The organism is Nocardia sp. NPDC057353, from assembly GCF_042667085.1.
In the GTDB taxonomy this organism is placed as follows: Bacteria; Actinomycetota; Actinomycetes; order Mycobacteriales; family Mycobacteriaceae; genus Nocardia.
In genome coordinates, this window is sequence record NZ_JBHVAK010000077.1 from 1 (window position 1) to 25308 (window position 25308).

Sequence of the window (25308 nt, forward strand, 5' to 3'; positions counted from 1 at the left end):
GGGCTGGCTCCACTTCTACAATCACCACCGAGCCCACTCCGCGATCGGAGGCCGACCACCGGTCACCCGACTGACCAACCTCCCTGGACATCACAACTAGCCGGGGCGGGAGAGGCCGCTGGCGCGGAGCACGCGGCGGTCGATGCCGGACCGGATGGCCGCCTCGGTGCCGATCAGCCGGACCCGGTCGCGGGCCCTGGTGATCGCGGTGTAGAGCAGCTCCCTGGTGAGCAGGGTGGACTCGGGTTCGGGGAGCACCACCGAGACGGTGCCGTACTGGCTGCCCTGGCTGCGGTGGATGGTCATGGCGAAGACCGAGACGACGGCGGAGAAGCGCGTCGGGTGTACCAGGTAGGGGGTGCTGCCGCGGTTGAGGGCGGCGCGCAGGGTGCCGTCCGGTCGGCGGACGATGACGCCGGTGTCGCCGTTGTAGATCCTGGCCTCGTGGTCGTTGGCGGTGACCAGCAGGGGTTGGCCGGGGTACCAGAGGCTCTGCTGCGGGTCGGCGGCCGCGCCGCTCGCGGCGGCCCACTCGGCGGCGAGGCGGTCCCAGCGTTCGACGCCGAACGGGCCCTGGCGGTGCGCGCAGAGGAGGCGGTGGGATTCCAGGGCGGTCAGGGCCCGTTCGGCGTCGCCGTCGGTGGCGGCGGCGGTGACGGCGCGGGCGGCGGTGACCACGTCGGCGCGGACGGCGGCGATGTCGTCGGGGGCGCGGAGTTCGACGTCCGCGGCGCCGGAGGTGAGGAGTTCCATGGCGGCGTCGGCGTCGCCCGCGCGAATGGCGATCGCGAGTTCGGCGATGGTGCCGCCGAAGCGGCGGCCGCGGGTGAGGCGGACGATGCCGCCCGCAAGGCGGTCGAGTTCGCGCGGGGTCAGCGCCTCGGTGGAGGAAACGGCAACGTCCGCAGCCGGTGAACCCGCCCCGGATTCCCCGGCGAGGATCGCGGGGCCGGTGATCTCGGCGAGGACCGGGTTGCCTTCGCCGCGGATGGGCCCGGCGACCAGGTCGGCGAGGACGGCGCCCGCGTCGACCGAGGCGAGCTGGTCCGGGTCGCCGACCAGGACCAGCCTGGTGTCCGGGCGCAGCGCGGCGAGCAGGCTGCTCATGAGGGTGGACGACACCATGGAGGTCTCGTCGACCACGATCACGTCGTAGGGCAGCCGGTTGAACTCGTGGTGCTTGAAGCGGGTGGACCGCCCGCGCTGCCAGCCGAGCAGCCGGTGCATGGTGGCGGCGGTGAGCTCGGGCAGCCCGACCTCGGCGGCCTGCTCGCGCACCGCCTCCTGCAGCCGGGCCGCGGCCTTGCCGGTGGGCGCGGCGAGCGCCATGCGCAGCGCGGGCAGCTTGGGCTGCGCGGCCCGCTGCGCCACCAGCAGCGCCAGGATCCGGGCGATGGTGTGCGTCTTACCGGTGCCCGGCCCGCCCGCGACCACGGTGGTCCAGCGGGTGGCGGCGACCGCGGCGGCGAGCCGCTGCCGGTCGGGGGTGCCCGCGGTCTCCGGGCCGAAGAGCCGGTCGAGTTCCCGGCGCACCAGCGCGGGGTCGACCGCGGGGTGCCCCGCCGCGCGCTCGGTGAGCACCCGCCGGATGGTCTGCTCCTGCTTGTGGTACCGGTCCAGGTAGAGCAGCGGGCCGCCGTCGGCGCCGCCTTCCAGCAGGTAGAGCGGGCGCAGCGGGCCCGCGTTCCCGCCGCGGACCAGCGGGCTGGTGCGCAGCGCCGCCACCAGCGCCTCCGGGTCCGGCCACGGCAGCCGGGCCGGGTCGATCCCGGGTGCGGGCTCGCGGGTCTCGTCGGCGTCGACGCCGATCTCGGCGATCCGGTCCAGCTCCAGGCAGACCGAGCCGGAGCGCACCGCGCGCACCGCGAGCGCGGCGGCGAGCAGCACCTCCTCGCGCTCCTCCCGGCCGAGCCGGGCGAGCCGGGTGGCCACGTGCACGTCGGCGGCGGCGAGCACCCCGGCCTCGTTGAAGAGCCGGAGCAGCCCGGTGCCGCGCTGCGCGATCTGGATCGAGGTCACCGCTCGGCCCCCGCCAGCAGGTCGGAGAGCTCGGTGACCAGCGCGGCGGGCGGCGCCCAGTCGAAGACGCCCGCGCCACCCGGCGTCTCCGGCCCGATCATGCCGCGCACGAACAGGTACCTGACCCCGCCGAGGTGCCGCTCCGGGTCGTACCCGGGCAGCCGCCAGCGCAGGAAGCGGTGCAGCGCGACGGCGTAGAGCACCGCCTGCAGCGGGTAGTGCGAGCGGATCATCTCGGCGGCCATCCGCTCCCCGGTGTAGTGCGCGACGGTGAGGTCGCCGAGCCCGAGCCGGTTGGTCTTGTAGTCGACCACCACGAAGCGCGGGCCGGGCAGCCGGAGCACGGCGTCGATGCTGCCGGTCAGGTAGCCGCGCAGCGCGCCGCCGTCCAGGTGCGCCAGCTGCGCCGGGTACTCCGCGAGGACGTCGTCGGCGGGCAGGTGCCGCGCCAGCAGCGCGGCGATCCGCGGCAGCGAGGCCGCGGCGGCGGTGGCGCGCTCGCCGCCCGCCAGCGGGAGCTCGAAGTCGAGTTCGCTGAGCCGGTCCCGCACCGGGATCTCGGCGAGCGTGCGGCCGAGCCCCAGCGGGGTGTGCAGGACCGCGAGCAGCGCCTCGGCCAGCACCTCGGGGTCGGCGGCGGAGGCCGCGTGGTGCACCCCCTCGACACAGCGGGCGCGCACCTCGGCGGCGAGGTCGGCGGCGTCGGTGTCGACCAGTTCGAGCACGCCGTGCACCAGGGTGCCGAACTCGGCGCCGTAGGGCAGCGTGTTCATCAGCGAGGGCGCGGCGGCCGGAGCCGCCGTCGCGAAGGGGTCCTCCGGGTCGAGCACCGGCGTGCCGGACGGCTCGTCGGGGCGGGCGCGGTCGTCCTCCGGCTCGGTCTCGGCCGGTGCGGCGGCCTCGTGCGCGCCCGCGGTGAGCGCGGAGTACGAGGTGCGGCGCCACTGGTGGTCGAGGGGGCGGTCGAAGGTCGCGGCGGCGAGCGGGCCGGTGTGCGGCTCGACCCGCATGCGGCGCGGCTCCGGCGGGGCGGCGCCGTCGGGGGCGGAGACCGCGATGGCGCCGTCGGCGGGCGCGGCCCACGCGGTGAGCGCGGCCAACGCGGCGGCGTCGGCGGGGACGGGGGCCCGGGCGGGCACCTCGGAGCCGCGGCCGGGGCGGCCGAGCGTCAGCCGGTGCAGCGGGGCGCTGTCGGTGCCGTATGCCGGGGCCCACCAGGCGGTGACCTGGCACATGGCGCGGGTCAGCGCGACGTAGAGCAACCGCAGCTCCTCCCCCGACTCCTCCGCCTCGGCCCGGCGCCTGGCCTCCGAAGCGCCGGGGACGTCGGGGCCGCCGACGTCGAGCACCCTGGTCCCGCCCTCGTGGTAGAGCCGGGTGGCCGGTTTCGGGTTGCGCGCGCTGTCCCAGGCGAAGGGCAGGTAGACCACCGGGAACTCGAGGCCCTTGCTGGCGTGCACGGTGGCGATCTGCACCGCGGCGGAGTCGCGATCCAGCCTGCGGCTGCGGTCGGCGACGCTGCCGGAGGCCGGGTCGCGCACCCGGTCGCCGAGCCAGCGGGTGAGCGCGGTCAGCCCGAGCCCCTCGGTGGCCGCCACCTGGTCCAGCAGCTGCGCGAGGTGCCGGAGGTCGGTGAGTTCGCGCTCGCCGTTGCGCTGCGCGAGCAGCCGGGGGGCGGGCTCGGTCGCGGCGGCGAGCCGCTCGTGGACCGCCGCGAACCCGGCCCTGGCGAAGAGCCGCGCCGCCTCGCGCAGCAGGGTGCTGATCCGGCCGGTGAGCTCGGCGCCGCCGCGATCCAGCTCGGCGGCGTCCACTCCGAGCAGCGGGGTGCAGGCGGCCAGCCGCACCCGGTCCGAGCGGTGCGGCTGCTCCAGCGCGCGCAGCACCCAGAGCCAGTGCGTGGCCGCCGGGGTGGCGAAGACGCTGGTGCCGCCCGCCAGCACCGAGGCCACCCCGACCCGGTCCAGCGCGGCGCGCACCACCTCGATCTGCGAGCGGGTGCGGACCAGCACCGCGATGTCGCCGGGGCCGAGGTCGCGCAGCACGCCGGTGCGGTCCCGCAGCCGGACCCCGGACTCGAGCAGCCCGACCACGTCGTCGGCGAGGTCCGCGGCCGCCCGCTCCCGCAGCCGCCCGATCTGCGGGAAGCCGGACCCGCCGAGCGGCCCGGCGCCGGTGCGCGGCAGGCAGCGCAGCCGCAGCGGCACGACCCGCTCGTCCGGCCCGGTCAGCCTGCTCCACTCCCTGGTCGGCTCGACGCGGGCCACGGTGATCGCCGGGTGCCCGAGCGCGGCGCCGCCGTGCAGGTGCTCCAGCGCGCGCAGCAGCCCGGCGTCGCTGCGCCGGTTGTGCGTGAGCTCGTGCCGCGCGTCGGCCACCGCGACGGCGTCCAGGTAGCTCAGCACCTCGGCGCCGCGGAAGGCGTAGATGGCCTGCTTGGGGTCGCCGACCAGCACCAGCGTCGCGGTGCCGTGGAAGGCGAGCCGCAGGATCTCCCACTGCAGCGGGTCGGTGTCCTGGAACTCGTCCACCAGCGCCACCGGGAAGCGCTCCCGCACCCTGGCCCGCGCGGCCGGGCCGTGCACCGGGTCGGCCAGCACTCCGTGCAGCACCACCAGCAGGTCGTCGAAGTCGCGCAGCCCGAGCAGCCGCTTGCGCCGCTCGGTCTCGGCGCGCACCGCGGCGGCGAAGGCGACCCGCTCGCCCGCCTCGTCGTCGCCATCGGGGGCCAGCGTGGCGTGCCGGTCCTGCACGGCGGCCAGGGCCAGCTGCCCGGCGACCTTCAGCGGGAACGGCGGCTCGGTGCGGGCGTAGCGGGCGAGGTAGAGGTCCTCGGCGACGGTGCGGACCACCTCGTCGACGTTCTCCACCAGCCTGCTGCCCGGGTCGTCGTCGCCCGCCAGGCCGAGTTCGTCCAGCATGCGCTGGCAGAAGCTGTGCGTGGTGGCGATGGTGCCCGCGTCGAACTCGGCGAGCGCGGCCAGCAGCCGCTGCCTGCGCAGCGCGGGCTCGGCCGCGGCGAGCGCGCGCACCAGGTCGTCCTCGTGCGCGGCCGCCCGCTCCGGCTCGGCCAGCGCGGCGGCGACCGCGACGAAGCGCTCGCGGGTGCGTTCGCGCAGCTCCTGGGTGGCCGCCCGGCTGAACGTCACCAGCAGCAGGTCGGCGATATCGATCCCGGCCTCGGCGACGTAGCGCACCGCCAGCCCGACGATGGCGTGCGTCTTCCCGGTCCCGGCGCTGGCCTCCAGCACCGTGGTGCCGGTGGGCAGCGGACCCGCGGGGTCGAACGCGACCGCGACGGTCGCGGTGCTCGCGCTCACGGCCGCCCCTGCTGCTCGGCCCGGAGCAGCGGCTCCCAGAGCCGCCTGGCCAGCGCGCCGAACCGGGTCGGCTCACCACCGCCGCCGCCCTGCGGGGCGGGCGCGGCGAGCAGCTCCGCGAGCGTGACCCGCTCGCCCCAGATGTAGCGCAGGTGCCGGTCGGTGTTGTCGCCGTAGTCGCCGTCGAACTCCTGCAGCGCCGCGTATTCGGCGTCCTCCCTGCGGTTTCCGAGCATGCGGCTCTGCGCGTAGGCGGCGGTCGCGGCGGGGGCGATCGGGAGCGGCTCGCAGAGCCCGGCATCCCGCATGGCGACCAGGGTGCGCAGCACGCCGAGCGCCGCGGGCGGCTCCGGCGCGGTCAGCTCGCTGCGCCAAGCGGGGGTGCGGAACTTCCCGCGGCCGATGGTGAGCGCCTGCCAGGAGCGGTCCTCGGTGCAGGCGAGCGCGAGCAGCGCCACCCAGGCCCCGATCCGGTGCTTCGCCGCGACCCTGGAGTAGGTGGTGCTCACCAGCCGGTCGCCGTGCACCTCGGGCACGGTGCCGGTGAGCCTGCGGCCGTTGCCGAGGTCGAGCGCGATGTCCACCGCGCGGGCCGGGATCTCGTAGTGCGGCTGCGCGGTGCGGACCAGGGTCTCGACGGTGCGCTCCACCTCGTCCAGCACGGCGGCGCCGAGCGCGAAGGGCGGCAGCCCGCCCCGGCGCCACTCGGCGGCGCGCAGCGTCTCCGGGTCGGTGCCGGTGAGCCGGGCGGTGAGCAGCCGCTCACCGAGGTCCCACTTGGCGAGCCCGTCCAGCTCGACCGGGAGCCGGTCGTCGATCTCCTCCTCGTGGTCCGGCACCCGCAGCCCGAGCCGCTGGCCGAGGAAGGCGCGCACCGGGTGCTGGACGAAGGCGACCAGGTCGGCGAGTTCGACGTCGCCGGGCTCCATCCGGGGCAGCGGCTCGACGAGGAACGGGGGGCGCGGGCGCGGCGGGGCGGCGGCCGCGCGGGCCCCGGCCAGCGCGACGGGGTCGAAGCCGAAGGGGTTGTCCGGCGTGAAGTTCCTGCGGTCGAAGCTCTGCAGCGGGTGCCGGAGCACGACCTGATCCGCGGCGGGGCCGGTGTGCGCGCGCAGCGCGTCCAGCAGCTCGGCGACCGGCACCGCGGGCGGGCGGTGCGCGCCGGTCACCGGGTCGGCGCCGGTGTAGCAGACCAGCAGCCGCTCGCCCGCGGCGAGCACGGCGTCGAGCAGCAGCTGCCGGTCCTCGCCGCGCGGCTCGCGCTCGCCGACCTGCGGGGCGCGGGCAAGCACGTCGTCGCCGTCGACGCCGCCCGCGCGCGGGAAGACCTCGTCGTCGAGGCCGAGCAGCACCACAACGCGGTGCGGCACCGAGCGCATCGGCACCAGGGTGCAGACGGTGAGCTCGCCGGTGCGGAAGTTGGCCCTGGTCGGCGCGGCCGCCAGCCTGCCCGCCAGCACGGTGGCGACGTCGGCGAGGCGCAGCACCACCTCGCCCGCGTGCTCGGTGGCGGCGGCGAGCTCGGTGCGCGCCTCGGTGCGCTGCCAGGACAGGTGCTCCGGGACATCGCAGAGCAGGTCGAGCGCGCGCATCAGCACCGCGCTCCACTCCGGCGCCGGGCGCGGGCCGCGCAGGTCGCGCAGGCAGACCGCGAGGCGGTCGACGTACTCGGCGAAGCGGCCCGCCAGGTCGACGTCGTTGCTGTCCACGTCGTCGAGCGGCAGCGCGAGGTCGAGCCAGTCGCCCTCGGTCTCGGCCGCGGTGACGCCGAGCAGGATCCGGTCGACGGCGCTGTTCAGCGTGTTCTGCGCGAAGTCGGCGAGGCCGAAGGCCTGGCGCTGGCGCTGCCCGATTCCCCAGCGGGCGCCGGAGTCGGCGGCCCAGCCGCGCAGCCGCTCCAGTTCGTCGTCGTCGAAGCCGCAGAGGCGGCGGACGGTCTCGGCCGCGGCCAGGTCGAGGACCTGGGTCACCGTGACCCGGCCGTCGGCCAGCTCCAGCAGGGTGGCCACCACGGTGAGCAGCGGGTTGGTGACGGCCCGGCCGCGGTCGGCCAGCCGCACCCGGAGCCGGTGCCCCGGATGCGCGTGCTCGTCCGCGGTGTCGCCCCGCGCGCCGAAGGCGGCGCGGACCAGGGGGGCGAAGGTCTCCACGTCCGGGCACATGACCAACACGTCGCGCGGCTCCAGGGTGGGGTCGGCGGCGAAGATGCCGAGCAGGGCGTCGCGCAGCACCTCGACCTGGCGGGCCTGGCCGTGGCAGAGGTGGACACGGACGGTGCCGTCGGCCGCCAGGGACGGGTCGGGGGTCGGCGGCCAGGAGTCCTCGCGGACGGCGTCCTGCAGGGTGCCGAGCAATGTCCGCGAGGTGCCGCGGCCCGCGGGCGGAGCGCCGGGGGCGGGCGTGCTCGCTCCGCTGACGGGGGCGCCGCCTTCCGACGGAGCCGCGCCGAGCGGGCCCACCTCGGGTTCGAGGTACTCGTCGATGATCTCTGCCTCGCAGCCTGCGAGACGCTGCTGGAGTTCGCGGATGTCGCGGCCGAGACCGGCGAGCAGGGGGTTGCGGACCTCGCGGACGCTGGTGTCGGCGCTGCGAAGCAGGGCGGGCGGGTGCGCGGCGAGGCGGTTCCAGAGCACCGGGCTGGGGTGGGTGAGCCAGAGGTGCAGGTCGCGGTGGGTGGCGAGCGCGGAGAGGACCGCGCGCTGGTCGGCCGGGAGCCGGGTCGGGCCGAAGATCGAAAGGCGCTGCGGCAGCGCGGTACTCGCCGGGTCGGCGCGCAGCCGGGCGCAGGCGCCCGCCAGCCGCTCGGCCGGGCCGGGCACCCCGATGGCCGCGCGCAGGGCGCGCCAGAGCGCGGGCTGCCAGGCCAGGTCGGCGGGGAGCGGCGCGCCGGTGCCGTCGGTGTCCGCGCCCGCCGCCCACTCGGTGATCAGCGCGGGCCGCTGCGCGGCGTAGTTCTCGAAGAGCGTCGCCAGCCGGACCGCGGTCGCGTAGCGCCGCCCGGCCCGCTCCTCCGCGCCGAGGTGCCGGGTGAGCACGGTGGCCCACGGCTGCCCCACCGCGCCGTCGATCACCCGGAGCAGCGCCCAGACCACCCGGTCCCGCTCCCACGGGTCGTCGCCGGGCGCGACCCCGCTCGCCGCGGCCGTGCACTCCGCGACCAGCGTGGCGGGCGAGGGAAAGCGCACCGCGGCGGCGATCCCGTCCGCGGCGCCCGGCCCCGAGGTGCCGAGCACCCGGGCCAGCCGCTGGGTCAGCCACCGCTCGATCCCCTTGGCGGGCACCGCCACCACCTCGGCGGCGAACGGGTCCGCGGGCGGCGTCGCCAGCTGCCGCGCGAGCGCGTCGGCCAGGGTGTCGGCGCGCTCGGCACGGTGGATGTGCAGCGGCATGCCACCCCTTCGACGATCGTGCGTTCCCGCAACGGTTATACGCCCGGCGGTTGCCGATGGCCCCGGCGACCCGCTGGGATCGATCGAACGCCGCCGCGCTACGTGATCTGCGCCACAATCGCGGCGCGTCGGGTGACGTGTCGCGCGGCCGGGGTAGCCCCCTGTGCCACAGTGCTGCGTCGAGGGAGGACGGCACCATCCGGGGGGATGCACAGGGTTGTATCTCGAAAGGCTGGTCTCGCGCTCATGGTCGCGCTGGTAACTCCCCTGCTTCCGAAAGGCGGCTTCACCGTCCGCCGCGTCGGCGAAACGTGGGAGTTGGTGAACTCCCGGCATTTCGGGCGCGGCGTCGTACTGCACGCCTGGCCGCGGGATCGGCACGGCGAGGCCTTCGAGCACTGCTACCGGCTGAACGGCAGAACCGTCGAGGAACTGCGCGCCGCGTTCCGCTGACGTACTGGGGCCCAACGGGTTACGACCCGGGTACCGGCCGGTAGCCGAAACCGGGACGTGCATTCGCGGCGGCGATGTGCCATCGTGGCCACCGTGCGTCATCAGTTGGCCGCCACCCGGTCTGTCCCCCGCGTGGCCGCATCCGCCTGTGCCCTCGCCGCCGCGGCGATCATCGTCTCCAGCGGTACGATCTCTCCCTCCGCCGCGCATGCCGCGCCCGCGACCCCGATGCTGGAGCAGGCGTCGATCGCCGGCTTCGACTACGACCTGAGCAGCCGGATCGCCAAGGCCGACGCCTACCTGGCGGGCCGCCCCGGCACCACCGGGTACGTGGTGCGCGACCGGGTGACCGGCGGCGTCTACGCCAACGAGAACGCCGAGGCCTCGGTGTGGACCGCCTCCACCATCAAGCTCGCCATCGCCGCCGACCTGCTGAACCGGGCGCGGATCGGCGCCATCCAGCTGCCGCCGGAGGACCGGGGCCTGCTGGAGTCCATGCTCGCCACCTCCAACGACCACGCCGCCAACGTGCTGTGGACCAAGTACGCGGGCATCGACCGGATGGCGTTCAACAACGCGTTCAAGGCCAACGGCATGAGCGGCCTGGTGCCGCAGCCCACCGAGACCGCGCTCTTCCCGGACTGGTCGTTCCAGAAGTGCACCGCCGCCGACCTGGACCGGCTGATGGACAGCATCTTCACCCAGATGCACCCGGACGACCGGAACTACCTCTTCGACCGGATGCGTTCGGTCGACTCCAACCAGCACTGGGGTGTCTGGGGCGCGGGCGACAAGATGCGCCCCGGCCTGAAGAACGGCTGGTCCGCCGAGCAGGGCGGCTGGGTCGTCAACTCGGTCGGCTTCGCGGGCCCCGGTGAGCGCTACACCCTGGCGATCATGACCGCCATGGGCGACGAAGGCGGCTACACCGACGGCGCCGCCACCGACACCGAGGTCGCGAAGATCCTCTTCTCCGGACGCTGACCCCACCTCACCGGCGCACTTTCCGTGCCGCGGCACCGCTCGGTGCCGCGGCACGCGCGTTCAGCGGGCGCGCCGCTACTCGCCGTGACGCTCGAGCACCGGCCGACTACGGTAGGCGTGTCCACAACACTGGGGTACGCCCCCGTCTGTCGAGGAGCACGACGATGAGCACTCAGCCCGTGGAGACCCCTCGGCACCGGGTGGTGGTGATCGGATCCGGGTTCGGCGGCCTGTTCGGCACCAAGCACCTCAAGCGCGCCGACGTGGACATCACCCTGATCTCCAAGACGTCGACCCACCTCTTCCAGCCGCTGCTCTACCAGGTGGCGACCGGCATCCTCTCGGTCGGCGAGATCGCCCCCGCCACCCGGCTGGTGCTGCGCAAGCAGAAGAACGTCCAGGTGCTGATGGGCGACGTCATCGACATCGACCTGGAGCACAGGACGGTCAAGTCGCGGCTGCTCAACCAGAACACCGTGACCCCGTTCGACAGCCTGATCGTCGCCACCGGCGCGCAGCAGTCGTACTTCGGCAACGACCGGTTCGCCACCTACGCGCCCGGCATGAAGACCATCGACGACGCACTCGAGCTGCGCGGCCGCATCCTCGGCGCCTTCGAGAGCGCCGAGCTGGCCACCTCGCAGGAGCTGCGCGACCGGCTGCTCACCTTCGTCGTGGTCGGCGCGGGCCCGACCGGCGTCGAGCTGGCCGGGCAGATCGCCGAGCTGGCCGACCGCACGCTCGAGGGCACCTTCACCAACATCGACCCGCGCGACGCCAGGGTCATCCTGCTGGAGGGCGCGGGCGCGGTGCTCGGCCCGATGGGCGAGAAGCTGGGCAACAAGGCCCGCCGCAGGCTGGAGAACATGGGCGTCGAGGTGCAGCTCAACGCCATGGTCACCGATATCGACGCGAACGGCGTCACGGTGAAGGACAAGGACGGCACGGTCCGCCGGATCGAATCGTCCTGCAAGGTGTGGTCGGCGGGCGTGCAGGCCAGCCCGCTCGGCACGATGCTCGCCGAGCGCTCCGACGGCACCGAGACCGACCGGGCCGGGCGGGTCGTCGTCGAGCCGGACCTCACCATCAAGGGCCACCCGAACGTCTTCGTCGTCGGCGACCTGATGTCGGTGCCCGGCGTGCCCGGCCAGGCGCAGGGCGCCATCCAGGGCGCGACCTACGCCGCCAAGCAGATCAAGGCGGGGCTCGCCGGGCAGCAGCCCGCCGAACGCAAGCCGTTCAAGTACTTCAACAAGGGCAGCATGGCCACCGTCTCGCGGTTCAGCGCGGTGTGCCAGGTCGGCAAGCTGGAGTTCGGCGGCTTCATCGCCTGGCTGGCCTGGCTGGCGCTGCACCTCTACTACCTGATCGGGTACCGCAGCCGGATCATCACGGTCATCCAGTGGTTCGTCACCTTCTCCGGCCGCAGCCGCGGGCAGATGGCCGCGACCGAGCAGTGGGTGATGGCGCGGCTCGCGCTGGAGGCGGTGAACGCCGACGAGGAGGACGCGGACGAACTCGCCGCCGCGCTCGGCGCCCCGCCCGGGGAGCGCCGCGGGCACGTCGGCAGCCAGGTCCCGCTGGATGCGGCGCTCGCCGAATCGACCACCACCGAGGACGTGCGGGACGGCTCCGCCAACGAGCCGGCGGGCGGCGAACGCCCCGGTAAACAGGAGAGCAGCCACCCCGCCGTGTGACCCATCCGACATCGCATCCGGATCCGAATAGGAACGTCGGGACTTGTCGTTCCAGCCGGATGAAAGGTGACGTATGGCCATCGTGGGGGCAAAGCCGGGGAAGCACCGGGCGCCCAACGCACAGCGACAGAAGATCGGATCGATGGTCGCGCTGGGCGCGTTACCGCTGGTCGTGGCGCTCGTCGGCGCCGGAACCGCGAACGCCGACCCCGCCTCGCCCGACCCGGTGACCCAGCCCGAGCAGAGCACGGCGGCCGATCCGCTGGCCGCGCTCTTCGCCGGGCAGCCCGCACACATCGCGCTGCCCGAGCTCCCCGCTCCCCTGCGCGAGCTGACCGGCGGGGCCGCGCCGGTCGCCATCCCCTTCGCGGCGCCGGTGGACGCGCCGCTCTACCGGGCGCTGCCGGACCAGGGCTACCTGGCACCGGCCGGGGCGCTGCACGCCCCGATCCCGGTCGAGCCGGTGGCGCCGATCGCGCCGCCGGAGGGGAAGCTCCGGATCGGCGACATCATCGTCGACGCGCCCGGCTTCCTCGCGCCGGACCAGGTCTTCGCGATCAACGACGGGGCCGCGCAGGCGGAGGCGCAGCTCGCGACCTTCTACGACTCGGTCGGGATGGAGCGCAGCCGGTCGGACAAGATGGCGGCGCAGACGCTCAGCAGCGCCGCCATCGGGGCGACCGTCGCCACCAACCTGTCGATGCCGATCACCTCGGCGTCGGTGATCGTCGGCGCGGGCGCCGGGCTGCTCGCCGGGGTCCCGTTCCTGCCGATCGGGCTGCTCATCGGGCCCATCCTCGGCGGGGCCATCGGCGGTGCGGTGATCGCGGTGCCCGCGGCCGCGCTCGGCGGGGCGATCGGTGCCGCCGTGGGTGCGGGGATCGGGTACGGGACGCCGGGTTACGGGGCTCCGGCTCCGGCGTAGTAGTTCTGTGCAGCGGTGCGTCGAGGAGTTCTCGGCGCACCGTTCGTCGTGGTGGGGGCCGAATCCCGGGTCGGTAGTCGCCGCGACGCCAGAGGCCGCGCTACTGGATCGCGGTGTCGCCGCCGACCGGGCGACACCCGGCTCAGGCGCCGGGTGCGACCGCGGCGCTGCGCCGGGCAGCTTCCGTCCTGGCAGGCCGGACATTACCGACCTCGGTGAACAGGCTGCCGCCCGCGGCCAGCGGGAGGCGGGCGGCGGTCAGCCCGACGGTCTCGGCGGGCCTGCCGTCCGGGTAGAGCAGCACGCTCTCCAGCATGCGCGCCGCGCTCAGCGCGTCATCGGTACCGCTCCCCGACCCCAACTCCAACCGGTGCCGCAGCAGCGGAACCGATTCCGCGCCGTCGATATCGGCGATCAGATCGCCGGTCCACTGCCCGTGCTCCTCCCCGGCCCGCCCGATCCGCACCCGCTCCCTGACCCGCACCGTCGCGTCCGGCGCCAGCCGCAGCTCGGTCACCGTACGATGCCGCGCCCCGCCGGCGACGATCGTCGGCTCGGTGTCCAGGTCCAGCTCGGCCCCCGCGCCGACGGTGAGCTGCCAGCGCGCGGTGGAATCCGGCGTCCCCCGCGCGGGCAGCGCGATCATGGCCGCCACCGAGCGCACCCGCAGCCGCGCCCCCGGCAGTACCTCGAGCTTCAGTTCGAGGTGGTCACCGCCGAGCGGCGTGGCGGCGGTGCCGATGAGGTGCACCGTGTCCGGCCCGGTCTGCCGCGCCGCGATCCCGCCAACGGCCTCGATCCGCGGCGAGATCCCCGGCGCCGCGAGCACGCGCAGGACGGTCCGCACCTCAGTGCGCCGCCGACCCGGCCACCGCGTCCCGCTCGGCCACCGCGCGCAGCTGCTCGCGCACCCACTGCAGCACCGGGGTTGCCGCCGGATCGGCGGTGAGCGAGATCAGCGCCGTCGGTCGCCCCTCCCGCACCTTCGCCGCGTCCCGCTCCATCACCCCGAGGTCGGCCCCGACCAGCGGCGCCAGATCGGTCTTGTTCACCACCAGCAGGTCCGAGAAGGTGACGCCCGGCCCGCCCTTGCGCGGCACCTTGTCCCCGCCCGCCACATCCACCACGAAGATCTGCACATCGATCAGCCCCGAGGAGAAGGTCGCCGTCAGGTTGTCGCCACCGGACTCCACCAGGATCAGATCCAGCGGCGGGTTCGCCGCCACCAGGTCGTCGATGGCGTCCAGGTTGGCGGTGATGTCGTCGCGGATGGCGGTGTGCGGGCAGCCGCCGGTCTGCACCGCGGTGATCCGCTCGTCCGGCAGCACCGCGTGCCGCCGCAGGAAGTCGGCGTCCTCCGTGGTGTAGATGTCATTGGTCAGCACGGCCAGCGACAGCTCGTCCCGCAGCTGCCTGCACAGCGCCGCCACCAGCGCCGTCTTCCCCGACCCCACCGGCCCGCCGATCCCGATCCGCAGCGCCTCCCCCTGGACCCGCTCCCGCTTGGGGCGGTCGTGGGAGTGGTCGTGCGGTTCACCGTCGATGAGGTGCGGGGGCATTCGGTCGTCCTTTCAGCTGGCGAACAGGGGCATCTCGCGCCGCGGATGGCGTTCCGCGAGCACGTCTTGCAGGGGGTCCGAGAGCGCGGCCGGGCCTCGCGCGGCCGTCTCCGCCGTCGCGTCGCAGAGTTCCGCGAGGCGGAAGGTGGTGGCCGCGACCGCGGCGGGGTCCAGCGCGAGGAGTCGTTGCGCGGCGGTAGCGGCACCGGTCAGCGTCGTGTAGACGACGACATCCGCGATCTCCCGCGGCGTGGTGCCGTACTCGCGGCCGACCAGGCCGAACACGGTCGAGAGGTGCGGGCGCGGAGTCAGCTCCGCCCAGACCGGGCCGGGCCGCAGTTTGCTCGCGAGCCGCAGGAGGCCGCGCCCCTGGGCGCGGGAGGCATCGCGAGCCGCCGGCGACGGAGTCCTGGCATCGGCTTCCAGCTCGGCCCGCGCCGGGGTGAGGGTTCCGGCGCACACCGCTGCCGCGAGGGAAGCGGTGACCAGCCCCGTCGTGCGGATCCGGCGTGCCAGGTACTGCTCGACCGTGCTCGCATCGCGAAGCAGCCCGGAGGTGACGGCCTCCTCGACCCCGCCGGAGTGCACGTGCCCGCCGATAGGTAGCCGGGAGTCGGCCAGCGCGAGCAGGGTCGAGAGCATTCGCTGATCCTAGGGGCGCGAGGCCCGCATTGCCCGCTTCGGCGCAGCACAGTGCGCTTCACCACCATGGTTCGGGCCCGCGAAACGCGATGGGCAGTTCGATCCGAAGTGCCCGGAGCTCGGCAACGAGATCGGCGTAGCCCTCCTGGACCTGCGCCAGGTGTCGCACGGCATCGTGCAGGTGTTCGGCGCTGCCACCGCGTCGCAGTGTCGCATGCGTGTGCGCGTAGGTGCGTGCGAGGTGGCTGATCACTTCGCCGAGCGAATGGGTGTGGCGGCGAGCAGCGACGGGTCGCGGAAGGTGCAGAATCGACCACTCGTCGATGCGGCCGATCGAGCCCTGGATTCGGTGCCGTAGGTCGGCCTCGTGGAAATCCCGGGGTCGGCGCGTCTCCGACACCGACGCGGTGAGCAGGGTGGCGTGCAGATCGGAGAGTTCCCGAGCCCATTCGATCAGCGGGGAGCCGCCGTCCAGGTGCCCGGCGAAGGCCAGGAACAGTTGCCGTGCCTCCAGCAGTCCCTCGGCAGCGTCCTGCCGCTCCACGTCGTTTCGATGGTGGTGGCCGAGCGGCGGCGGCTCGGCTACGTTCGCCTGCATGGCTGGCGCTCCTCGTCTGGGGATCGGGCTGCGGGTGTTCCGTTCACCCTGGCCGGGCACCGTCGAGGATCGAAGCCATGGGGGTAACACGGAACATCTACGCTCGTCGCAGCGACGGGCGTCGAACACGGGGGCGGCTCCGATGATCGTGACCAAGTGGACCGGGGTCGAGGTTCGCGCACTCCGCACCGCGGCCTTGCGCCTCACCCAACCGGAGTTCGCCGAGACTCTCGACTTCACCGTGGGGGCGATACGCAAATGGGAGGGACGGCGCGAAACCATTCCAGGCAGTGCTGTCCGGCCCGGTGGATCCCGGCGACAGGATCACGACGGAACCGTTCGAATCTTTGGCGGCCATCGCCGCGCGAACACGGAACCTCGCGGAGTTGGAGGCGGACAGCGAGTTCTTGGAACTCGTGTCGATGACCCTCGGTGATGTCATCGAGCGATACGAATCGTCGGGTCCGCTGCGACTGGCTCCGGTCGCCATGGAGGCGCGTCGGCAGATCGAGGTCATGCTCGGGCAACGCCGTCATCCCGGCCGGCTCGAGGAGCTCTACGCGATCGCTGCCAGGCTGTCCGGAGTCCTCGGTTACATGGCGGTCAACCGGGGACGATTCGGGCACGCACGCCTGTACTGCCGGGAGGCCTTCACGCTGGCCGGCCTGCTCGCGGACACCGATCTGCAGGCTTGGGTCAAAGGCACCGAAAGTCTGTGCGCCTACTACCGGCACGACTACGCGACCGCCGTTCGCGCGGCCTACGAAGGACTCCATCTGGCCGACGGTGGAGCTCAGTCCATCCGTTTGTATTCGAACGGACTCGCTCGAGCGCTCGGCAAAGCGGGCGACCACGCGGGGGTCGCCGCCGCTATCGATGCGGCGGAAGCGGTGGCAGCCCGGTTCCGTACCGGTTCGGCACTGACGCCGGCACTGGATTTCGCGCCCTACGGCGAGGCACGCCTCATGGCGAACGCGGCCACCGCGTTCCTGTCCGCCGGCGATCACGCCCGCGCCCTCGACTACGGCCGGCGGGTGGAGGCACGAGTCGACGACTCCGAATCCGTATGGAGTCGATCGCTGGTGCGGATCGATATGGCCACAGCGCTGGCGGCGGGTTCGCACCCTGATATCGAGCAAGCGGTGAGCCTGGGAGTCGAAGCGCTCGCGGAGTCCAGTGACCGCCCGATTCGCTCGGTATGGCAGCGGGCACATGAACTCGGTGCAGTCATCGAGTCTACAGGCGCTCGTTCTTCCGCCGACTATCTCGACGTCCTGCGCGAGTGGGACGCCACCGCACGAGAATTCGCAGTACCGCCGCGCTAGGAACCCAGGGGCACGATCGCTCGGTCCGTCCACCGATAGCTTCTGCCGTCTCGACGCAGTTGCACCAACCGGACTTCGGCTACCGACACGGTGACCGGCGAGAGGTGGCGTAGCGGCTCCACATCCTCGATGAGCCGGTCAGCTTGCTGCGGGGTGTTGAGGTACCCGATACCGACATGCGGACGGAATTGCGAGGTCTCCGCGATTTCGGCAGAGGAGCGTACGGATGTCGTGGCTTCGCGGAGCACACCGTGCAGCGCAAGCAGGTCATCCCACGGGGTGACCGAGAAGCGCAGTGCACTGCGGGATCCGGTGAGCGGGCCGATGTCGAGGCAGAACGGCGGCACCGAGCGAAGGCGGCTGCGTGCTGCGACGGTGACGGTCGACAGTTGCTCGTCCGAGACGGTGTCGGATCTGCCGATCCCGAGCAGGGTCAGGTGGAGTCCGTCGAGGGGAACGGGATCGATGCCGGGTCGGGCGAGTTCCTTCTGGCAGTGGGTCGCGAGCTCGACCAGGGAGGAGTCGTCGAAGGTCAGGTACCAGTAGAAACCGGTTTGTCCCGGTGTCCAGCGTTTCAAGGTCCAGTGGTCGACCAATTGCTCCAGTCGACGGAAGGCGGCCCAGTCGTTGCCCCGAACGGCCTCGGCGTCCGACGTCGAACTCGGTGACAGCGGGGGAAACGGACGCTTCGGCGTTGCGGTCATCGGTAGCGACTCTACGGCCACTGCCGATACCTGCGCGACGGCGCCGGTTATCAGTACCTTCTGTACTGGCTGGAGATCTCACCTAACCATCCAGAGAGCGTGGTCCATGCTGGGCAGAAGAGTCATCGCAGGGAAATCCGCCATGGTGAGCTCGATAGCGAATGTCGTCGACGATTGCGACACTCTGGAGTACGCCCTGGAAGATGCGGCCCTGGTGTCGATCAGCGCGTACGAGACGTCGCCGCATACGCTCATGGTAGCGATCGAAGGTGAGATCGAAATTCACCTGCTGGAGGTCATCGTGGGCGAGGCACGATCCTTCTTTGCAGCACGTTCCCGTGGATAACCTGCGTCAGTGGGCGGAGGTCGCCTGCTTGCGTGGTCCGAAGAACCAGGTGGCCGCCGCCATTGCCACCAGGAGCAGGGCGCCGACGGTGGTGGCGGTGTGCATGCCGGTGACGAAGGCTTCCTGGACGGTGGCGACGCGGCCCGCGTCCGACCCCGCCTCACGCAGCTCGTCACCGAGCGTGCCCGACGTCCCGCTGGCCGAGCGGAAGACCGCGGTGGCGAGGGAGCCGAGTAGCGCGAGCCCGAGGGCATTGCCTAGTTCGAAGCTGGTTTCGGAGGTGGCGGCGGCGGTCCCGGCCCGCTCGGGCGGGACGGAGGAGACGGCGACGTCGGAGACGAGGGTGAAGGCGATGCCGTAGCCGATACCGGCGAGGGCGGAGCCCGCCACGTACCACCAGACGCCGCCGTCGACCCCGACGCCGAGCAGCATCAGGTTGCCGACGGCCGCGGCGAGCAGGGCCACCACGAAGGCCAGCCGGGTGCCGAGGGCGCGGCCGATGCCTGCGCCGCCGATGGAGAAGGCGAAGACGGCGACGGCCATGGGGATGCCGAGCCAGGCGGCGGCGAGTGGGTCGCGGCCGGTGATGGACTGGAGGTAGATGCTGGCGAGGTAGCTGAGGGCGGCGAGGGAGATCATGCCGGTGAGGCTGGCGCCGATGGCGAGCGAGAAGGTGCGGTTGGCGAAGAGGCGGAGGTCGAGCAGGGGGTCGGCGAGGAGGCGCTGCCTGCGGACGAACAGGACGAGCAGGATGACGCCGATCAGGAAGGTGATCAGGGCTTCGGCGTCGACGCCTTCGGCGGCGGCGTGCTTGACGCCGTAGACGACCGGGAGGATGCCGCCGATGGAGAGCGCGACGCTGCGCAGGTCGAGCGGGCCGCGCTCGGCGGCGCGGTGCTCGGGGAGCAGGAACGGGCCCGCCACCAGCAGGACCAGCAGGACGGGGGTGTTCACCAGGAACACCGAACCCCACCAGAAGTGGTGCAGCAGGAAACCGCCGACGACCGGGCCGACCGCCGAGCCACCCGCGAAGAACGCGGTCCACACGCCGATGGCGACGCCGCGCTGCTTGGCATCGGAGAACAGCGCGGAGATGAGCGCCAGGCTGGAGGGGAGCAGGGTCGCGCCGCCGACACCCATGAGGGCGCGGGCCGCGATCAGCATCTCCGGGCCGGTGGCGAAGGCGGCGAGGACCGAGCCGATACCGAAGACCGCCGAACCGGCGAGCAGGATATTGCGCCTGCCGATGCGGTCACCGAGGTTGCCCATGGTGATGAGCAGCCCGGCCAGCAGGAAGCCGTAGATGTCCAGGATCCACAGCTGCTGGGCGGCGGAGGGCGCCAGGTCGGCGGAGAGCGTCGGCATGGCGAGGAAGAGGACCGAGATGTCCATCGAGACCAGCAGCACCGGCAGCACCAGCACCGCCATGCCGAGCCAGGCGCGGCGCGACGTGCGCCCGGGGGTCGTCGCCGTCACCGCATCGTCCACGGACGTCATCGCCGCTCGCCTCCTCGTGCTCGTCGTTTGCCGGTACAACCGCGCGTACACCGTACGCATTCCGGGTACAGTGTACGCATGGCCGAAACCAAGCTGTCCAGGGCCTCGATCGTGGATACCGCGATCAGCGTCGCCGACACCGAGGGGCTGGACGGCCTCTCCATGCGGCGGCTCGCCGACCGGCTCGGCGTCGGTGCCATGTCGCTGTACCGACACGTGGCGAACAAGGACGAGCTGCTGGCCGCCATGACCGACGAGGTGTCGCGGCGCAACCCCTACCCCGCTCCCCCCGCGGGTGCGCGCTGGAGCTGGCGGCAGCGGGTGCACATCGCGGCCGACGTGGATCGCGCTCTCTACCAGCGGCATCCGTGGGTGCTGCTGGCGTTCGCCATGCCGCGCTACAGCTTCGGGCCGTACAGCCTGCGGTGCCTGGCCTGGCTGGTGGAGGGGTTCGGTGAGCTCGGGGTGGACACCGCGGAGGCGACCCGGATGGCGTTCGCCGTCTGGAACTACATCTCCGGCTGCACGTTGCCGCTGGTCAGCGACATACTGGTGCGGCGGACCGAGGAGCGCGACGGGGCGGGCAACCCGCTGCGCGCGCTGCTCACCGGGCAGCCGGTGCCGGACATGCCGGAGGCGCTGACCGATCTCGCGGGCCGCGGGCTCACCGCCCTGGACAACGATCTGGTGCTGCGCAGCGGGCTGGACGCGCTCTGTGACGGGTTCGCCGCGCTGCACGCGCGGGCTTGACCTCGACCTCGCTCGAGGTTGCAGGCTGGGACGGAATCCGTTCGACGACAGGAGTTCCGCCCGTGCGCGCCATCCGTCTGCATGCCTTCGGTCCCCCCGAGAACCTGATCCTCGACGAGGTTCCCGACCCGGAGCCGGGGCCGGGTCAGGTGCGGATCGCGGTGCGCGCGGCCGGGGTGCACCTGCTCGATACCGTGCTGCGGCAGGGGAAGCCGGGGCCGATGCCCGCGCCGGAGTTGCCGACGATTCCCGGGCGCGAGGTCGCGGGGACCGTCGATGCGCTCGGCGCGGGGGTCGATCCCGACTGGCTCGGTGCGGGCGTGGTCGCGCACCTGGGCATGGTGCCCGGCGGGTACGCCGAGCTCGCGGTGGTCGCGGTCGATCGGTTGCACCGGGTGCCGGAGGTCGGGGCGGAGCCGCCGAGCCGATCGGCGGGCAGCGGCGACGCCGAGGCGGTGACGCACGATCTGTCGCACCGATCGTCCGCGGGCCGCTACTCGGGGGCGCCGAAGCGGTGGTCCGGGAGCGCCGAGGCGGTGGCGCTGATCGGCACGGGGCGGACGGCCGTGGGGATCCTGCAGTTCGCCACGATCCGGCCGGGGACGGTGGTCCTGGTGACCTCGGCGGCGGGCGGGCTCGGGGTGCTGCTGGTCCAGGCGGCGAAGGCGGCGGGCGCCGAGGTCGTGGGGGTGGCGGGCGGGCCCGCCAAGGTGGAGCTGGTGCGCTCGCTCGGCGCCGACCACGCGGTGGACTACCTGGCCGACGGGTGGGCCGACGTGGTGCGGGCCGCGCTGGGCAAGCCGGTCGACGTGCTGTTCGACGCGGTGGGCGGGCCGGTCGCACGAGCCGCGCTCGACCTGCTCGGCCCCGGCGGGACGCACGTGGTCTACGGCTGGTCCGCCGAGCCGGGGGCGGACGGCCCGCCGGTCCTGCTGCCGCCCGGCGGCGACCGCACCTCGACCGTGGTGCTCGGCCCCGCCATGCTCGCCCCGGTCGGCGGTGACATCCGGGTCCTGGAGACCCGCGCCCTCGATGCCTGGCGCGCAGGGCGGTGGCAGCCGGTGGTGCACCGCTTCCCGCTGGCCGATGCGGCGGCCGCGCACCGGGCGCTGGAGACGCGCGGCACCACCGGCAAGGTCGTGCTGATCCCCTGACTGCCTGGCTGCGCCGACGCACGGGAGCCGGCCGACGATGCCGCCCGCACACCCCACGTTCGCCCCGTCCGCGGTCCCGCCGCCCACCCGCGGCCGAGTTCTGTTCCGAAGTCCGCCCGGAGCGTCCCGGGGACTTCGCGCTCAGCCTCCGTTCACGACGGCGTACGCGAAGCCGTCCCACCCCTTCGCGCCGACGGTCTGCACGATGGTCGCGTCCAGCGAGGGCTCGGCGGCGAGCAGATCGACCAGCTCGCGCCCGGCCTGCACGGCGGGATCCTCGGAGTGCTCGTCGGCGAGCCCACCGTTGCGGACGACATTGTCGACCACGATGGCCGACCCCGGCCGGGTCAACCGCAGCGCCCAGAGCACGTAGTTCGAGTTGTTAACCTTGTCGGCGTCGATGAAGACGAAGTCGAACGGCTCGGAATCCTCGTCCGCCAGCCCGGGCAGGTTGTCCAGCGCGGCGCCGACCCGGATGTCGACCCGGTCGGCAACCCCGGCCCGCTCCAGGTTCTCCCGCGCCACCGCCGCGTGCTCCGGCGAGAACTCGAAGGTGACCACCCGCCCGGACGGCCCGACAGCGCGCGCCAGCCACAGCGTGCTGTACCCGCCGAGCGTCCCGATCTCCAGCACCCGCCGCGCCCCGGCGGTCCGGGCGAGCAGGTGCAGGAACTTGGCCTGCGGCGGCGACACGTCGATGGCGGGCAGCCCGGCGTCGGCATTGGCGCCGAGCGCGGCCGCCCCCACCTCGTCCTCCACCAGGCTGTCCACGATGTAGCGGTCCACCTCGGCCCATTGCGACGACGTCATGGGCTCAGTCTGCCACCGCGGCTCAGAACAGGAAGTAGCGCTGCGCCATGGGCAGCTCGGTGGCGGGCTGCTCGGCCCAGACCTCGCCGTCGATCCGCACGGTGAAGGTGTCCGGCTCGACCTCGATGTGCGGCATGGCGTCGTTGAGCGGCATGTCCGCCTTGCCGCGGCGGCGCACGTCGGCGGTCGGCACCAACCGCCGCCGGACGTCGATCTTCTCCGCGAGCCCGGCCTCGATGGCGTGTTCGCTGACGAAGTGCAGCGAGGTGGCAGCGGCGACCGGCGGAGCGGCGCCGAACATGGGGCGCGGGAGCACCGGCTGCGGGGTCGGGATGGAGGCGTTGGCGTCGCCCATGGCGGCCCAGGCGATGGCGCCGCCCTTGAGCACGGCGTGCGGCCGCACCCCGAAGAAGGCGGGCTCCCAGAGCACCAGGTCGGCCAGCTTGCCCACCTCGACCGAGCCGACCTCGTGGTCGAGGCCGTGCGCGACGGCCGGGCAGATCGTGTACTTGGCGATGTAGCGGCGCACCCGCAGGTTGTCGGCGGCGCCGTCGCCGGGCAGCGCTCCGCGGCGGCGCTTCATGACGTGCGCGGTCTGCCAGGTCCGCATGACCACCTCGCCGATCCGCCCCATGGCCTGCGAGTCGCTGCCGATCATGGAGATGGCGCCGAGGTCGTGCAGCAGGTCCTCGGCGGCGATGGTGGAGGGCCGGATCCGGCTCTCCGCGAAGGCCAGGTCCTCCGGGATGGACGGGCTCAGGTGGTGGCACACCATGAGCATGTCCAGGTGCTCGTCCAGGGTGTTGACGGTGTGCGGGCGGGTGGGGTTGGTGGAGCTGGGCAGCACGTTCGGGTGCGAGGCGACGGTGATGATGTCCGGCGCGTGCCCGCCGCCCGCGCCCTCGGTGTGGTAGGCGTGGATGCCGCGGCCCGCGATGGCGGCGAGCGTGTCCTCGACGAAACCGGCCTCGTTCAGGGTGTCCGAGTGCAGCGCGACCTGGACCCCCGAGGCGTCGGCCACGCGCAGGCAGGCGTCGATGGCGGCGGGCGTCGAGCCCCAGTCCTCGTGCAGCTTGAAGCCGGCCGCCCCGGCGCGCAGCTGCTCCCACATGGCCTCGGCGCTCACCGTGTTGCCCTTGCCGAGCAGCACCACGTTCACCGGCCAGGAGTCGGTGGCCTCCAGCATCCGGGCCAGGTGCCAGGCACCGGGCGTGACGGTCGTCGCCTTGCTGCCCTCGGCCGGGCCGGTGCCGCCGCCGATGAGTGTGGTGATGCCGCCGCCCAGCGCCTCGGGCAGCAGCTGCGGGCAGATGAAGTGCACGTGGCAGTCGATGGCGCCCGCGGTGAGGATGCGGCCGTTGCCCGCGATGATCTCCGTGCTCGGCCCGACCACCAGGTCGGGGTGCACGCCGCTCATGGTGTCCGGGTTGCCCGCCTTGCCGAGCGCGACGATCCGGCCGTCCCTGATCCCGACGTCGGCCTTGACGATGCCCCAGTGGTCGACGACGACCACACCGGTGATCACGGTGTCCGGCGCGCCGTCGGCGCGGGTGGCGCGGGACTGCCCCATGGACTCGCGCAGCACCTTGCCGCCGCCGAAGACCGCCTCGTCCCCGGCCCGGCCGGGGCCGCCGCTCAGGTCGTCGGTGATCTCGATGAGCAGGTCGGTGTCGGCGAGCCGGATGCGGTCGCCGGTGGTGGGGCCGAAGAGCTGGGCGTAGCGCTCGCGGCTGAGTTCGCTCATCGGGGGCCGTCCAGGGGTCCGGGGGGATCGAGGCTGATGCCGTGCACCTCGCGGGTGCCGCCGAGCGGGACCAGCGAGACCTCCTGCGGCAGGCCGGGTTCGAAGCGAACGGCGGTGCCAGCGGGGATGTCGAGGCGGTGGCCGTGCGCGGCAGCGCGGTCGAACTCCAGCGCGGCGTTGGCCTGCGGGAAGTGCACGTGGCTGCCGACCTGCACCGGGCGGTCGCCCGCGTTCAGCACGGTCAGCTCGATCCGCGCGGCGCCCGCGTTCAGCTCGATGCTGCCGTCGGCGCAGAGGTACTCGCCGGGGATCACGCCGCTCATCCGATCGGCCGGTGCACGGTGACCAGCTTGGTGCCGTCCGGGAAGGTGGCCTCCACCTGGACGTCGTGGATCATCTCCGGCACCCCGTCCATGACGTCGGCGCGGGTGAGCACGGCGCGCCCGGAGGTCATGAGCTCGGCGACGGTGCGGCCGTCGCGGGCGCCCTCCAGCACGTGGTCGGAGATCAGCGCGACGGCCTCGGGGTGGTTCAGCCTGAGCCCGCGGGCCTGCCTGCGGCGGGCCAGCTCGGCCGCGTAGCTCAGCAGCAGCCGCTCCTGCTCGTGCGGCGAGAGGCGCATCGGGACTCCTGACCGGTCGCGGGGTGGACGAACGGTCATTCTGGCACGGCGACCCCGGTGCCGCCCGGCAAGATCAGCTCGCCAGGTTCTGCAGCCTGACCTGCCCGCGCGCCACCACCCGGTCCTGCTCGTCGGTGATCACCACCACCCACAGCTGCTGCGACCGCCCCCGGTGCACCGGCGTGGCCTCGCCGCGCAGCAGCCCCTCGCGCACCGCGCGCAGGAAGTCGGTGTTGTTGTTCACCCCGACCACGGTGCCGCGCTCCCCCAGCCAGACCCCGCCGCCCACGCTGGCCAGCGTCTCCACCACGGTGCAGTAGACGCCGCCGTTCTGGATGCCCGCGGGCTGGTGCAGGGTCGGGGTGACGCTCCACTCGGCGCGCACCCGGTCCGGCGAGATCTCGGTGTAGCGCAGCCCGATGAGGTCGGTGAAGTAGCCCTTGCTGGCCTCGTTCATGAATTCCGGGGTCAGGTCGGCCAGGGAGAAACCGGTGTCGGGTGCGCTCATGTCCTCCACGTTTACACCACCGCCCGGCCGATCCGAACGACGGTCTTGCAGACTTAGGTAAGCCTGCCCTATAGTCATAACCAGCGTTCGGATCGAGCGCGAATATGGATCGAGCGAGTCCCGAGGGCTGCGGTGACCCCGATCTCGGTGCGGCGGGGGCCCGTTTGGCGGGGCCCCCCCCCCCCAATGTGAGAGGGGGCCCGCGGCCCCCGGGGGCACCCCCCCCCCCCGCCCCCCGCCGGCGCGGGGGGGGCAGATAAAA

Annotated in this window: 22 protein-coding genes; 8 read left to right on the forward strand and 14 right to left on the reverse strand. The window is 73.3% G+C overall.

Features of this window, described 5'->3' with window-relative positions; genetic code table 11:
- Positions 1-96 precede the first annotated feature (96 nt).
- Genes recD through recC form a run of 3 tightly spaced genes read right to left on the reverse strand, consistent with a single transcriptional unit; the run spans position 97 to position 8728 of the window.
- Positions 97-2019 carry an exodeoxyribonuclease V subunit alpha gene (recD, locus tag ACFUUZ_RS28225; protein WP_378701424.1) on the reverse strand — a complete coding sequence of 641 codons (1923 nt, stop codon included), beginning with the start codon at positions 2017-2019 and terminating at the stop codon, positions 97-99.
- Entirely contained in the window at positions 2016-5339 is a 3324-nt protein-coding gene (locus ACFUUZ_RS28230; RefSeq protein WP_378701426.1) for a UvrD-helicase domain-containing protein, read from the reverse strand. Before ACFUUZ_RS28230 ends, recD begins: the two co-directional genes overlap by 4 nt.
- A complete protein-coding gene (gene recC, locus ACFUUZ_RS28235) occupies positions 5336-8728 on the reverse strand; it encodes an exodeoxyribonuclease V subunit gamma (RefSeq protein WP_378701427.1) in 3393 nt (1130 codons plus the stop codon). Before recC ends, ACFUUZ_RS28230 begins: the two co-directional genes overlap by 4 nt.
- Positions 8729-8974: 246 nt before the next feature.
- Between recC and ACFUUZ_RS28240 the strand changes: the two genes are divergently transcribed.
- From ACFUUZ_RS28240 to ACFUUZ_RS28255, 4 genes are all read left to right on the forward strand, one after another.
- Positions 8975-9181, forward strand: coding sequence for a hypothetical protein (locus ACFUUZ_RS28240; RefSeq protein ID WP_378701431.1), 207 nt, complete (start codon positions 8975-8977; stop codon positions 9179-9181).
- 132 nt (positions 9182-9313) lie between these two features.
- A complete protein-coding gene (locus ACFUUZ_RS28245; protein WP_378701433.1) occupies positions 9314-10165 on the forward strand; it encodes a serine hydrolase in 852 nt (283 codons plus the stop codon).
- Positions 10166-10329: 164 nt separating this feature from the next.
- Positions 10330-11862 (forward strand): NAD(P)/FAD-dependent oxidoreductase, encoded by a 1533-nt coding sequence (locus ACFUUZ_RS28250; protein WP_378701435.1) that lies wholly within the window; start codon positions 10330-10332, stop codon positions 11860-11862.
- Between the two features lie 142 nt (positions 11863-12004).
- A complete protein-coding gene (locus tag ACFUUZ_RS28255; protein WP_378701436.1) occupies positions 12005-12787 on the forward strand; it encodes a hypothetical protein in 783 nt (260 codons plus the stop codon).
- A 142-nt stretch (positions 12788-12929) separates the two neighbouring features.
- Here the strand turns inward: ACFUUZ_RS28255 and ACFUUZ_RS28260 are convergent, their stop codons facing one another.
- From ACFUUZ_RS28260 to ACFUUZ_RS28275, 4 genes are read right to left on the reverse strand one after another with little or no spacing between them, the layout of a single operon-like run.
- On the reverse strand, positions 12930-13634 hold the full coding sequence (locus ACFUUZ_RS28260) for an urease accessory protein UreD (protein WP_378701437.1): 705 nt from the start codon (positions 13632-13634) through the stop codon (positions 12930-12932).
- Position 13635: 1 nt separating this feature from the next.
- Positions 13636-14346 carry an urease accessory protein UreG gene (ureG, locus tag ACFUUZ_RS28265; RefSeq protein WP_378701438.1) on the reverse strand — a complete coding sequence of 237 codons (711 nt, stop codon included), beginning with the start codon at positions 14344-14346 and terminating at the stop codon, positions 13636-13638.
- Positions 14347-14358: 12 nt separating this feature from the next.
- The gene (locus tag ACFUUZ_RS28270) at positions 14359-14988 is read right to left on the reverse strand and encodes an urease accessory protein UreF (RefSeq protein ID WP_378701440.1); all 630 of its coding nucleotides are present in this window, start codon (positions 14986-14988) and stop codon (positions 14359-14361) included.
- 58 nt (positions 14989-15046) lie between these two features.
- Positions 15047-15586, reverse strand: coding sequence for a hypothetical protein (locus ACFUUZ_RS28275; RefSeq protein WP_378701442.1), 540 nt, complete (start codon positions 15584-15586; stop codon positions 15047-15049).
- 290 nt (positions 15587-15876) lie between these two features.
- Between ACFUUZ_RS28275 and ACFUUZ_RS28280 the strand changes: the two genes are divergently transcribed.
- Positions 15877-16911, forward strand: a complete 1035-nt coding sequence (locus ACFUUZ_RS28280) for a hypothetical protein (protein ID WP_378701444.1) — start codon at positions 15877-15879, stop codon at positions 16909-16911.
- Here ACFUUZ_RS28280 and ACFUUZ_RS28285 read toward each other — a convergent pair.
- Positions 16908-17615 (reverse strand): 2'-5' RNA ligase family protein, encoded by a 708-nt coding sequence (locus ACFUUZ_RS28285; protein WP_378701446.1) that lies wholly within the window; start codon positions 17613-17615, stop codon positions 16908-16910. The genes ACFUUZ_RS28280 and ACFUUZ_RS28285 overlap by 4 nt on opposite strands.
- 106 nt (positions 17616-17721) lie before the next feature.
- Between ACFUUZ_RS28285 and ACFUUZ_RS28290 the strand changes: the two genes are divergently transcribed.
- Positions 17722-17961, forward strand: a complete 240-nt coding sequence (locus tag ACFUUZ_RS28290; protein WP_378701448.1) for a hypothetical protein — start codon at positions 17722-17724, stop codon at positions 17959-17961.
- 6 nt (positions 17962-17967) lie between these two features.
- Here the strand turns inward: ACFUUZ_RS28290 and ACFUUZ_RS28295 are convergent, their stop codons facing one another.
- A complete protein-coding gene (locus ACFUUZ_RS28295) occupies positions 17968-19458 on the reverse strand; it encodes an MFS transporter (protein WP_378701450.1) in 1491 nt (496 codons plus the stop codon).
- 78 nt (positions 19459-19536) lie between these two features.
- On the opposite strand from ACFUUZ_RS28295, the gene ACFUUZ_RS28300 reads away from it, so the two are divergent.
- Together ACFUUZ_RS28300 and ACFUUZ_RS28305 are read left to right on the forward strand one after the other, a co-directional pair.
- Positions 19537-20208 (forward strand): TetR/AcrR family transcriptional regulator, encoded by a 672-nt coding sequence (locus ACFUUZ_RS28300; RefSeq protein WP_378701453.1) that lies wholly within the window; start codon positions 19537-19539, stop codon positions 20206-20208.
- A gap of 62 nt (positions 20209-20270) precedes the next feature.
- Positions 20271-21362, forward strand: coding sequence for a zinc-binding dehydrogenase (locus ACFUUZ_RS28305; RefSeq protein ID WP_378701455.1), 1092 nt, complete (start codon positions 20271-20273; stop codon positions 21360-21362).
- A gap of 141 nt (positions 21363-21503) precedes the next feature.
- Here the strand turns inward: ACFUUZ_RS28305 and ACFUUZ_RS28310 are convergent, their stop codons facing one another.
- From ACFUUZ_RS28310 to ACFUUZ_RS28330, 5 genes are all read right to left on the reverse strand, one after another.
- Positions 21504-22172 carry an O-methyltransferase gene (locus ACFUUZ_RS28310; protein ID WP_378701457.1) on the reverse strand — a complete coding sequence of 223 codons (669 nt, stop codon included), beginning with the start codon at positions 22170-22172 and terminating at the stop codon, positions 21504-21506.
- A gap of 22 nt (positions 22173-22194) precedes the next feature.
- Positions 22195-23916, reverse strand: a complete 1722-nt coding sequence (locus tag ACFUUZ_RS28315) for an urease subunit alpha (protein ID WP_378701459.1) — start codon at positions 23914-23916, stop codon at positions 22195-22197.
- Positions 23913-24230 carry an urease subunit beta gene (locus tag ACFUUZ_RS28320; protein WP_378701463.1) on the reverse strand — a complete coding sequence of 106 codons (318 nt, stop codon included), beginning with the start codon at positions 24228-24230 and terminating at the stop codon, positions 23913-23915. Before ACFUUZ_RS28320 ends, ACFUUZ_RS28315 begins: the two co-directional genes overlap by 4 nt.
- Positions 24231-24235: 5 nt before the next feature.
- Complete coding sequence (locus ACFUUZ_RS28325) at positions 24236-24538, reverse strand: urease subunit gamma (protein WP_378701461.1); 303 nt, start codon at positions 24536-24538, stop codon at positions 24236-24238.
- 73 nt (positions 24539-24611) lie between these two features.
- The gene (locus ACFUUZ_RS28330) at positions 24612-24995 is read right to left on the reverse strand and encodes a PaaI family thioesterase (protein WP_378701465.1); all 384 of its coding nucleotides are present in this window, start codon (positions 24993-24995) and stop codon (positions 24612-24614) included.
- Positions 24996-25308 lie beyond the last annotated feature (313 nt).